Origin of the sequence: Pseudomonas sp. (assembly GCF_026224925.1) — a bacterium.
Classification (GTDB): Bacteria; Pseudomonadota; Gammaproteobacteria; order Pseudomonadales; family Pseudomonadaceae; genus Aquipseudomonas.
Map to the genome: position 1 here is coordinate 1 of NZ_JAMFRV010000534.1, position 11,369 is coordinate 11,369.

General features: G+C 57.9%; 10 protein-coding genes and 1 pseudogene. 7 read left to right on the forward strand and 4 right to left on the reverse strand.

The window, feature by feature from the left end; all coding sequences use genetic code 11:
* Window positions 1-1,016 (forward strand): bifunctional diguanylate cyclase/phosphodiesterase (locus M0974_RS22510; protein WP_297841975.1); only part of this gene is annotated, 1,016 nt, incomplete at its 5' end.
* A 129-nt stretch (window positions 1,017-1,145) separates the two neighbouring features.
* Here the strand turns inward: M0974_RS22510 and M0974_RS22515 are convergent.
* Window positions 1,146-2,543, reverse strand: a complete 1,398-nt coding sequence (locus tag M0974_RS22515) for a NorM family multidrug efflux MATE transporter (RefSeq protein ID WP_297841978.1) — start codon at window positions 2,541-2,543, stop codon at window positions 1,146-1,148.
* Between the two features lie 153 nt (window positions 2,544-2,696).
* Here M0974_RS22515 and M0974_RS22520 point away from each other — a divergent pair, with 153 nt between their 5' ends.
* Window positions 2,697-3,617 carry a LysR substrate-binding domain-containing protein gene (locus M0974_RS22520; protein ID WP_297841982.1) on the forward strand — a complete coding sequence of 307 codons (921 nt, stop codon included), beginning with the start codon at window positions 2,697-2,699 and terminating at the stop codon, window positions 3,615-3,617.
* Window positions 3,618-3,814: 197 nt separating this feature from the next.
* Window positions 3,815-5,791 carry a methyl-accepting chemotaxis protein gene (locus tag M0974_RS22525; RefSeq protein ID WP_297841987.1) on the forward strand — a complete coding sequence of 659 codons (1,977 nt, stop codon included), beginning with the start codon at window positions 3,815-3,817 and terminating at the stop codon, window positions 5,789-5,791.
* 230 nt (window positions 5,792-6,021) lie between these two features.
* On the opposite strand, the gene M0974_RS22530 is transcribed toward M0974_RS22525, so the two are convergent.
* Together M0974_RS22530 and M0974_RS22535 are read right to left on the reverse strand one after the other, a co-directional pair.
* Window positions 6,022-7,515: a YifB family Mg chelatase-like AAA ATPase gene (locus M0974_RS22530; RefSeq protein ID WP_297841989.1), complete on the reverse strand. Its 1,494-nt coding sequence runs from the start codon at window positions 7,513-7,515 to the stop codon at window positions 6,022-6,024.
* Window positions 7,516-7,730: 215 nt separating this feature from the next.
* Window positions 7,731-7,994 (reverse strand): accessory factor UbiK family protein, encoded by a 264-nt coding sequence (locus tag M0974_RS22535; RefSeq protein ID WP_297841992.1) that lies wholly within the window; start codon window positions 7,992-7,994, stop codon window positions 7,731-7,733.
* Window positions 7,995-8,414: 420 nt separating this feature from the next.
* Here M0974_RS22535 and glnK point away from each other — a divergent pair, with 420 nt between their 5' ends.
* From glnK to M0974_RS22555, 4 genes are all read left to right on the forward strand, one after another.
* Window positions 8,415-8,753 carry a P-II family nitrogen regulator gene (gene glnK, locus M0974_RS22540; RefSeq protein WP_002555808.1) on the forward strand — a complete coding sequence of 113 codons (339 nt, stop codon included), beginning with the start codon at window positions 8,415-8,417 and terminating at the stop codon, window positions 8,751-8,753.
* 36 nt (window positions 8,754-8,789) lie between these two features.
* Window positions 8,790-10,133: an ammonium transporter gene (locus tag M0974_RS22545; protein WP_297841999.1), complete on the forward strand. Its 1,344-nt coding sequence runs from the start codon at window positions 8,790-8,792 to the stop codon at window positions 10,131-10,133.
* A 176-nt stretch (window positions 10,134-10,309) separates the two neighbouring features.
* The gene (locus M0974_RS22550) at window positions 10,310-10,741 is read left to right on the forward strand and encodes a secondary thiamine-phosphate synthase enzyme YjbQ (protein ID WP_297842002.1); all 432 of its coding nucleotides are present in this window, start codon (window positions 10,310-10,312) and stop codon (window positions 10,739-10,741) included.
* 93 nt (window positions 10,742-10,834) lie between these two features.
* Window positions 10,835-11,167: a hypothetical protein gene (locus tag M0974_RS22555; RefSeq protein ID WP_297842005.1), complete on the forward strand. Its 333-nt coding sequence runs from the start codon at window positions 10,835-10,837 to the stop codon at window positions 11,165-11,167.
* Window positions 11,168-11,252: 85 nt separating this feature from the next.
* Here the strand turns inward: M0974_RS22555 and M0974_RS22560 are convergent.
* Window positions 11,253-11,369 (reverse strand): annotated as a pseudogene (locus M0974_RS22560) (HAD family hydrolase); the annotation flags it as partial.

An 11,369-nucleotide genomic window follows, 5' to 3' on the forward strand; every position in this document is an offset into this window, starting at 1 on the left:
GGCTGGCCGAGCGTAGTAGCGAAGCCATGGCCGAGCCGGAGTGGGTCGATGGAGAAAGGATGCTGATAGGCTGTAGCCTTGGCATCGCCCATGCGCGCGCTCAGGCTGGCGCCGATCCGTTGATGTGGCACGCCCACATCGCCATGCAGCAGGCCAAAAGTACTCAGGGCTGCACCTTTCATATCTTCAACGAGCGTATCAATCGCAACGCGCGCAGCCTGGCCGATCTGGAAACAGAACTGCGACGGGCATTGCGTCGTGACGAACTGGAGCTGCACTACCAGCCACGCTTGTCGTTGGGTGATGGCCGGATTGTTGGCCTGGAAGCATTGGTCCGCTGGCGCCACGCCGAGCGCGGCTTGTTGCCACCTAGCGAATTCGTGCCATTGGCCGAGCAAAGCGGTTTGATCGTACCTCTGGGTTACTGGGTTATTTCCCGTGCACTGCGTGACATGCAGGATTTGCGTGAACGCGGGCTTGCGCCCCTGCACATGGCCGTCAACCTGTCGTTCCGCCAGTTCCAGGACAGCCAGTTACTGTCGACGTTGAGTCGTTTGATCACCGAACGCGGGGTCGATGCACGCTGGCTGGAGTTCGAACTGACAGAAACGGCGGTGATGCGCCGCAGTGATCTGGTCAAGCAGACCATGGATGCCTTGGGTCGTCTGGGCGTCAGGTTTTCGCTGGATGATTTCGGTACGGGCTTCTCCTCATTTGTGCACCTCAACAGCCTGCCAATCGCCTTGCTCAAGATCGACAAGAGCTTCGTGGGTGGCATGGAAATGCGCGAAGAGAACCGCAAGTTGGTTCACGCCATGATCAATTTGGCGCACAACCTCAGCCTCGAAGTCGTGGCCGAAGGGGTCGAGACGCCAGAGCAACTGGCGTTGCTTCGCAGCTTCGGCTGTGACCAGGTTCAGGGTTACCTGATCAGCAAACCATTGCCACTGGACGAGCTACTCGAGTACTTGACCTTTGGTCAGCGCGAAAATGTCGGGCAAGTGCAGGCTGTTTAAAGCCGGGAAGGCACGACTCCGTGGGACCGAATTCATTCGGGAAGGCAACAACGCGGTCTTTCAGACAAACCGCGTCGGTTGCTTCCCGAATGAATTCGCTCCCACAAGGCGTAATGCACACACCATCAATCACGCCAACACCGCTTCACGCTCTGGTGCCTGCCGCAACAGGCGCGAGGTCTTGCGTTCGAAGGCTACGATCAGCGCCGTTGCCGCGCACGCCAGGCCCAGTGCCAAACCCCACCACACCCCAGTGGCGCCGCCGTTGGCATAAAAGCCGAAGGTCCAGGCCGCCGGTGCGCCGACCAGCCAATAGCAGGCAAGGCCGATCATGAACGTGGTCTTGGCGTCTTTGAAACCGCGGATCGCGCCCATGGCCAACGTCTGCGCGCCGTCGAACAACTCAAACCATGCTGCGATAGCCAACAGCTTCACCGTGAGTTCGATCACGTCATGGTTGGCCGGGTTGGTCGCGTCTAGAAACAGGCCGGCTACAAAGTAGGGCGCCAGCCAGAACAGCAGCCCAAAAGCCAGCATCATCAGCGACCCGAACGCAATGCCGACGCGTCCGGCCAATCGGGCTTGCTGAAGATCGCCCGCGCCGTAATGCGACCCGATGCGCATGGTCATCGCGTAGGAGATCCCGACTGGAATCATGAACGCCATCGACACCGATTGCAGAGCGATCTGGTGCGCGGCCATTTGCGAGCGACCCATGGCGCCCATGCAAAGCGCTGCGAACGTGAACAGGCCAATTTCTACCGCGTAAGTTCCGCCAATCGGTAACCCCAGGCGCCACAGCTCTTTCAGGTAGGTGAGCGATGGACGCGTCAGGCCTTGGCGAATCGCGTACGCAGCGTAAGCCGGATGCCGACGAATATGCAGCGCCAGCAACAAGGCCATGCCGTTGGCCACCAACGCGGTGACCAAACCGATGCCCATCAACCCCAAGTGCGGCAGGCCAAACAGGCCATGTATCAGCGCATAGTTGAGGGCAAAGTTCATCACTACACCGCCGATACTGATGATCATGACGGGTCCTGCACGGCCCAAGGCACTGGTGAAGCCGCGCAGCACCATGAAGCTCAACAGGCCGGGCAGGGCGAAGGGTAGGGTGATCAAAAATTGACCCGCTATGTGCACATTTGATGGGGTCTGCCCGAGGTGGAGCAAGATCGGTTCAAGGTTCCACAACAGTGTGGCCGCGATCAGCGCCAAGCCCCATGCCAGCCATAAACCATTTTGGGTCAGCCGGACGACGCCGACGGTATCGCCGGCGCCGTGACGAATCGCAACAAGCGTCCCAACGGCAGCAATGACGCCGACGCAAAAGAAAGCAATCAAGTTGTAACTGGCCACACCCAGCCCACCGCCGGCCAACGCATCGGGCCCCAGATGGCCCATCATCACCGTATCGGTGAAGACCATGAGCATGTGCGCCATTTGCGATGCGATCAGCGGCCCCGCCAAACGCAGGATGGTCCTGAGCTCAATGATCCAAGGGGCTTTGGTGGCGACAGCTTGCATGGGGGTGCTCGGTTGTAGGGGTTTTCTGAGCCATTTATTCTCGACGCTTATTACCCTTGGCACAAAGGGATAAATCAGATGCTTGGCATGAGTAAAACTCATCTGAACCGACTTCAGGTAAAGTGGCCAGACGTCGCTTCAGGAATGCCTTGTATGTCTCGTAGTCTCCCGGCTCTCTATGCACTTCGCGCATTTGAAGCCGCTGCCCGGCACAGCTCGTTTACCCGGGCTGCCGAAGAGTTGTCGATTACCCAAAGTGCGGTCAGCCGCCATATCCGTACCCTCGAAGAACACTTTGCGTGTCGTTTGTTTCAGCGCAACGGTCGCAACCTGCAATTGACTGAGGCGGCGCGGCTGCTGTTACCTGGCGTGCGCGAAGGGTTTTCGGCATTGGAGCGGGCCTGCAGCACGCTGCGTGCAGAAGATGGCGTGCTGCGCATGAAAGCACCGTCTACGCTTACGATGCGATGGTTATTGGCGCGTTTGAGTCGCTTTCGTCATCTGCAGGTCGGCAATGAAGTACAGCTGACCAGTGCCTGGATGGATATCGAAAGCGTCGACTTCACGCAAGAGCCTTTCGACTGCGCCGTGTTGCTCAGCCGTGGGAATTTTCCTCCGGACTGGGAGGCGACGTACCTGTTTCCCGAGCTTCTGATTCCGGTGGGTGCGCCGACATTGCTGGAAGACCAGCCATGGGACGTTGCACGTTTGGCCAGCGCGGAATTGTTGCACCCAACACCGGATCGCCGCGATTGGCGCAGTTGGCTTGAACGCATGGGGTTGTTGGACCAGATTTCACTGAAGGGTGGGCAACTGTTCGACACGCTGGAACTGGGCATGATTGCCGCCGCCCGAGGCTATGGAGTGTCCATGGGTGATCTGCTAATGGTCGCTGAGGACGTGGCTCAAGGGCGTTTGAGTTTGCCGTGGCGAACCGCTGTGGTCAGTGGTGAAAACTATTATTTGGTATGGCCCAAGACTCGCCCCGGTGGTGAGCGCTTGCGCAGACTCAGTGATTTTCTTCAGGGCGAGGTGCAGGCAATGGACTTGCCTGCGGTTGAGATTCTTGAATAGACGAGGGCCGTGGTTCCGGCAGGTGTTCAGCGTATTTGTGAGTCGTTTGATGTAGGGCTCAAGTATTGTCCGCGTCAGCCGAATCCGTATATGCAGAGCCTTTCGTTCAAGAGCGTACAAAAGGATTTTTTTATTGAATTTTTGCTGGCCCGCCGACCGGGATTAAAACACCCGTCGCATTCCAGCCAGGAGCTTTCATGTCTGAACCCCGCGCCCGTATCGCCACACAGCTGGGCATCGCCCTGGCGGTAATTTTGGCCGTGGTCATCAGCGGCAGTACCGTTTTTGCCTTGCGTTCACTGGATACGGCGAACCTGCAAATTCGTGAAGAACATATGGCCAGCGAGGCTCGCCTACTGGCTGACCAGCTCAATACCTTCCACAGCAGCTTGCGCGAAAGCACGCTTCGGCTGAGCGGACTGTTCGAAAAACGTTTTACCGGTGGGTTGACCCTTCACGCAGAGAGTCCGGTGACCGTCGCCGGGGTGCAAACGCCCGGCTTGACCCTGGGCGATCACGTCTTGAACAACGACTTTGCCGAAGTCGATAACTTCAAACAAATCACGGCTGGTGTGGCCACGATTTTTGTCCGCAGCGGCGATGACTTTATTCGCGTCAGCACTTCGCTGAGCAAGCAGGATGGCACGCGGGCCATTGGCACCTTGCTCGACCACAAGAGCCCGGCGTATGAGCGTTTGATGGCGGGCCAAGGCTACGTCGGTCGAGCGTTGCTGTTCGAGCGCTACTACATGACCCAGTACAGCCCGGTGCGTGATGGCAGCGGCAAGATTATCGCCGCATTGTTTGTCGGTTTCGATTACACCGATGCGCAAAACGCACAGTTCGAAAACTTGAAGAACTTCCGCATTGGCAACACAGGCTCGTTGGCGTTACTTGATGAGCAGAATCGCTGGCTGGTAGCCCCTGCCGGGGTTATGGATTTGAGCCAGGCGACCTTGAGTTTGGCTGACATCATCAAGCATCCCGGCGTTGGCCAGTTCTGGACCAATAGCGCCCAAGAGTTTTATACCGTGGCCGCGCCGTTTGCCGGTGGTCCGTGGACGGTGTTCGCAAGCATGCCGGAAGCTGAAATCAATGCGGTGACCTGGAGCGTCGGTACGCAACTAGCCATCGGTAGTTTGCTGGCCATGTTTATCGCCGTCGGCGCCGCGATTTGGCTATTGCGCCGTAAATTGCAGCCGTTGTCGGACCTTGTCCGTCAGGCCGAAGCCTTGGGCGCTGGCGATTTGAGCGCGCGGCTGGATGTCTCTAGCCACGACGAAATTGGCCAGTTGGCCCGCAGCTTCAACCAGATGGGCGAGGCATTATCGGACATGGTCTCGCATATTCGCAGCGCCGCTCAGGAAGTCAGTGGCCGCGCTCAGGTGTTGTCCGGTTTGTCGGGTGGGGCTTATGAAGGTATGGCGCAACAGTCTGGTGAGATCACGAGCATGGCAGGCGCGGTCGAGGAATTCAGCGCCACTTCGTTGAACATCGCCGACAACATGAGCAATACCGAGCGCCTTGCACAGGAAAACGCCCAGCAAACGCGCATCGGTCGGACTTCCATGGATGAGGCGTCGACATCCCTTGAGCAGATCGCCGCGTCGTTGAAAGGCACGGCCACCGTGATTGACGCCTTGGGCCAGCGCTCACAGGAAATCGGCAGCATTGTCGGCGTGATTACCTCGATTGCCGAGCAGACTAATTTGTTGGCACTTAACGCGGCGATCGAGGCCGCGCGTGCGGGCGAGCAGGGTCGCGGGTTTGCCGTGGTTGCCGATGAAGTACGCAACCTCGCCTCACGGACCCGTCAGGCCACCGATGAGATTTCCGGCATGATCGCCAGCATTCAGCAGGAAACCGGTAACGCCATCAGCACCATGGAGCAGGGCAACGCGCTGATGGAAGAAGGTCTTAATCGCAACGCCAAAGTCGCTGCCGCACTGGCCCAGATCGACGAGCAAAGCCGCTCCGCGGGCCAACAATTCGCCGCCATCACCACCGCCACTCAAGAGCAAAGCAGCACCGCGACCTTGCTCAGCAGCAATCTGCAAAGCATCGCCTTGGCGAACAGCGAGCAGCGGGAAGTGGTGTCCCATTTGGCGATCACCGCCAAAGAGCTGGACGAACTGGCAGCGGAGTTGCGCAAGGAAGTTAATCGGTTTCGGTGACGCGCTGAACGTCACCAAACTGTAGGAGCTGCCGAAGGCTGCGATAAGGCTTCGAAAGCCAACTGCTGCGTGATTGATCGCAGCCTTAGGTAGCTCCTGCAAGCGTGCGGATTGTTTTGATCTCGGTGGGACCGAACTTGTTCGGGAAGCGGGCGGCGCGGTGCTTCGGATAAATCGCATCGCTTGTTTCATCGCCAACACGTTGGGCTCCTACAGGTTTCGGGCCTCGTTCAGTTACTCGCTGGCCGATACTGCAGCGCCTCCGCCAAGTGATGGCGGGCAATCGCATCGACCTGCTCCAGGTCGGCCAAGGTTCGCGCTACCTTCAGCAGGCGGTGGGCGGCCCGGAGTGACAGGGTCAGGCGCTCGCAGGCGGTTTCCAGCCATGCTTCATCATCCGTCGACAACGGACAGTGCTTGCGCAGTCCTGGCATGTCCAGGAAGGCGTTGGCACAGCCTTGGCGCTTTTGTTGTCGATGGCGAGCCTGAGCAACGAGCCCGGCGGCGCTGGCGGTGTCGTCACCGGTTTGTGTGCCGGGATTAAGTGAGGTGGTTTCTCGGGCGACGGTCAGGTGCAGATCAATGCGATCCAGCAGCGGGCCGGACAGTTTGTTGCGATAGCGCAGAATCTGATCCGTCGAACAGCGACAACGTCCACTGGGCTCACCCAGATAACCGCAAGGGCAGGGGTTCATTGCGGCGACCAGCTGAAAGCGCGCGGTAAAGCTCACTCGATCACGGGCGCGTGCGATAACGATGTGGCCAGACTCAAGGGGCTCGCGCAGCACCTCAAGCACTTTGCGGTCGAACTCAGGCAACTCATCAAGAAACAGCACGCCATGGTGAGCAAGGGTGATTTCCCCCGGCTGCGGTCGACTGCCGCCACCGACCAAGGCCGCACCAGAGGCCGAATGATGGGGTTGTCGAAACGGCCGCAGCGGCCAACTGGTAAGCGGCGATTGACTCGCCACTGACTGAATCGCCGCCACTTCCAGCGCTTCGTGCTCGTCCAGCGGTGGCAGTAACCCAGGCAGCCGACTCGCCAGCAGGGTTTTCCCCGTACCGGGCGGTCCACTAAAAAGTAAGTTATGGGCCCCGGCCGCCGCCACCAATAGCGCACGTTTGGCTGCGGTTTGGCCTTGTACCTCGCTGAGGTCTGGATACGGCTTACTCACATGCAGTAAGCCGCTGGATACGTAGGGAGCAATCGGCGTCTGACCATTAAAGTGTGCCACCAACTGACGTAAATCAGTGACCGCGATAACCCTCAATCCCGACGCCAGACACGCCTCCTCAGCATTCGCTGCCGGCACAATCAACGTATGCCCTTGTGCGCGAGCGGCCAACGCCGCAGGCAATACGCCTTGAATCGGCCGAATTCCGCCAGACAGTGCCAATTCTCCCAGGCATTCCACATCCTGCAAGGCAAACGCCGGTAATTGAGCACTGGCGGCTAACAGGCCCAAAGCGATGGCCAGGTCAAAACGTCCACCGTCTTTGGGTAAATCTGCCGGGGCGAGATTTAGCGTGATCCGCCGCGCTGGAAATTGGAAACCGGAATTCAGAATCGCGCTGCGCACACGGTCCTTACTTTCCCTGACCGCGCCCTCAGGCAGCCCCACCAGCGTCAACGCGGGCAGGCCGTTGGCGAGATGACATTCAACGGTAACGGCAGGTGCTTCCACACCTACTTGGGCGCGGCTGAGAACAATGGCCAGAGACATGATCATTCCTTGATGTCTGAATAACCGCATCCTGCGGGATTTAGCGAAGAGGCTGGGGTGGGGAATCGCTACAGGGTGTGAATTTGACTGCGGGTATCAGGTCTGACGCCTTCGCGAATGAATGGCTCTATGCAGTTTTTGTAGGAGCTGCCGAAGGCTGCGATGAGGCCCGAAGGACCTTCGCCAACAAGTTGGCTCCTACAGACCCGAGCTTATTACTCAGCAGCAGGGGGAGCCAAGCGCGCTTCCATCTCAGCAACTTTTGCTTCCAGCGCTTCTAGGCGAGAGCGGGTTCGGGCGAGGACGGTCATCTGGCTGTCGAATTCTTCGCGGCTGACCAAATCAAGTTTGCTGAAACCGCTTTGCAGCAGCGTTTTGAACTGGCTTTCGAATTCGGTGCGTGGCACGGGTGTTTCGCCGTTGAACAAGCGTGAAGCGTGGCCGCTCAGGGCGTCGAGAAAGGCTTTGGGCGCGAGCATGATCAAGTTTCCGTAAGCAGATGCGCTGAAGTGTATCACGCAGCGTCTATAGTCAATCCAGACCATGAGACCTGCACGGTTTTCGCGCATGGCGGCGGGCACTCGCGCACTGTTGTTGTGCGTGCTGGGGAGGATAGTGGTTTGAATCGCGAGCAGTTTCCGATTAAACCGCCGTAATCAGTGAATTTTCACGAGATGGCAAGCTTTCTGCTTAGTGGCATATGACCCCTGCACTGACGCAGTCGATGTGACGAATACAGTGCGGAAGGCGGAGCAGGGAAGTGTTTCGTCAGAAGCAGTTTTTTTGGGTTAGTCGGGTACGTATGAGACGACCGACGGGTTACAAAGCCAAGCACTGCGCTTAGACTTGAGCCGGGTTTGTTTTCCTGGGGCAAGTCCACCAATTCGGGAGAAAGTTTCATGAAACTAGTCACTGCAATCATTAAGCCGTTCAAGTTGGACGACGTGCGCGAGTCACTGTCCGAAATCGGCGTGCAGGGCATCACCGTCACTGAAGTCAAAGGTTTCGGTCGACAAAAGGGTCACACCGAGTTGTATCGCGGTGCGGAATACGTAGTCGACTTCCTACCTAAAGTAAAAATCGACGTTGCGATTGATGACAAGGATCTGGACAGGGTTATCGAGGCGATAACCAAAGCAGCCAACACCGGCAAAATTGGTGACGGTAAGATTTTCGTGGTTAATCTGGAACAGGCTATTCGCATCCGTACCGGCGAAACCGATACCGACGCAATCTAAGCCGCCAAACCCCCATCGCCCCAGGAGTAAAACAATATGACTCTGCGTCAATTCGCAGGGCTAGGAGCCCTGCTGTCCCTTTTAATACCTGGTCTGGCCCTGGCGGCTGACCCGGTTCCCGTCGTAGCTCCAGTGCTCAACTCCGGCGATACGTCGTGGATGTTGACCTCGACGGCGTTGGTGTTGTTTATGACCATCCCCGGTCTGGCGCTGTTCTACGGCGGTATGGTTCGTTCGAAAAACATTCTTGCAATAATGATGCAGTGCTTCGCCATCACCGGTCTGATCACCATCCTGTGGTTCGTTTATGGCTACAGCGTTGCGTTCGACACCACGGGTATGGAAGCAGGCGTCGTTAACTACTACTCCTTCTTCGGCAGCTTCGCCAAGGCGTTCCTCGCCGGTATCACGCCAGCTAGCATCACTGGCCCTACCGCGCTGTTCCCTGAGGCGGTGTTCGTCACCTACCAGATGACCTTCGCCATCATCACCCCGGCGTTGATCGTCGGTGCGTTTGCTGATCGCATGAAGTTCTCTTCAATGCTGGTCTTCATGACCCTCTGGTTCACCATCGTCTATGCGCCGATTGCGCACATGGTCTGGAGCGGTCCTGGCGCACTGTTGGGCGACTGGGGTGTTCTCGACTTCGCCGGCGGCACCGTGGTTCACATCAACGCTGGTGTTGCTGGTCTGGTTGCCTGCCTGGTACTGGGCAAGCGTAAAGGCTACCCGGCTACTCCGATGGCCCCGCATAACCTGGGTTACACCTTGATGGGTGCTGCCATGTTGTGGGTCGGCTGGTTCGGCTTCAACGCTGGTTCCGCTGCTGCTGCCAACGGCACTGCCGGTATGGCCATGCTCGTTACTCAAATCGCTACCGCTGCTGCTGCGCTGGGCTGGATGTTCGCCGAGTGGATCACTCACGGTAAGCCAAGTGCCCTGGGCATCGCTTCGGGTGTGGTTGCCGGTCTGGTTGCCATCACCCCTGCTGCCGGTACTGTGGGCCCAATGGGCGCGCTGATCATCGGTTTGGCTGCTGGCGTGGTCTGCTTCTTCTGCGCCACCACCCTGAAACGCAAACTGGGCTACGACGACTCCTTGGACGCTTTCGGCGTACACGGCATCGGCGGTATCCTCGGCGCGATCCTGACAGGTGTGTTCGCAGCACCTTCCATGGGCGGCTTCGGCACTGTGACCGACATCGCTGCTCAAGTCTGGATCCAGTGCAAAGGCGTAGGCTTCACGATCATCTACACGGCGATCGCGACCTTCATTATTCTGAAAGTAGTCGACGCGGTCATGGGCCTGCGCGTTACTGAAGAAGAAGAAGCTGTCGGCCTCGACCTTGCGCTGCACAACGAACGTGGCTACAACTTGTAAGGCATCAAAAAAAATGCCCGGGCGACCGGGCATTTTTTTGTCTGGGTTTTGTCGATGTAGGTACGATCGCGACAGTTCTTTGGTTCTCGGTCAGGGCTTACATCAACTGTGGCATATAACGCGCTTTGCTTTTTTCACCAGCGCGTTAGAATGCGCGCCGAAGCGTGGAGAACTGTATGTGGCAGCAGACGTTGATTACTTTGCGAGCAAAGCCTCGCGGGTTTCATCTAGTGACTGACGAAATACTCGCAGGTTTACCTGAACTGCGAACGTGTCGAGTCGGTCTGTTGCATTTGTTGTTGCAGCACACCTCGGCCTCGTTGACCATCAACGAGAATGCCGATCCGGCTGTGCGTCGTGACTTCGAACGTTTTTTCAGCCGTCTGGTACCTCAGGGAGTGGACGGATACGAACATGACGACGAAGGCCCCGATGATCTGCCTGCACACTTCAAGGCCAGTCTGCTTGGCTGCCAATTGAGTTTGCCGATTACGGCAGGGCGCTTGGCGTTGGGCACCTGGCAAGGTGTTTATTTGGGTGAGCATCGTGATGTAGGCGGTGCTCGCAGAGTCCTCGCCACGCTACAAGGTGATGAGGATGGTCGCTGATCATTAGCGGCTGTTGAATTTTTTCTGGCCGCCAGCGAAAGTTGGCAAAGCTGGGCTATAACTAATCTGCTTTCGAAAGTCATGAGGTAGAACATGAGCGACGATGACGACAACAATCTGGATGACGATCTGGAAGACGGTGATGAGGGTGGCGAAGAGCTTGTCGCTGCCGGCGGCGTTGACGATGACGGCCCTGAGGTCGACGACAGCCCCGATGCCCCCGCTGCGCCTAAAGGCAAAGCCAAGGCTGCGGTTTCGGTAGATGAGCTGCCTAGCGTAGAAGCCAAGAACAAAGAGCGCGATGCTTTGGCTCGTGCCATGGACGAGTTCTTGGCCAAAGGCGGCAAAGTGCAGGAAGTGGAGGCCAATGTGGTCGCCGATCCACCGAAGAAGCCTGACAACAAGTACGGTAGCCGGCCTATTTAGGCGCAGGTTGCCTTTGTTGTTAAGAAAAAGCCCGCTGTCGCTGCGGGCTTTTTCGTGTCTGCGACTAAAGCCGGCGCCTCAGCAGCTAATCCCAGCGACGCAACAGCTCCGGCAACTCAGTCAGGCTGCGGATTTGCGCATCAGGGTGCTTATCGGCTTCCCACGGTTTGCCCGTTGGGTTGAACCAGATCGCGCGGAAACC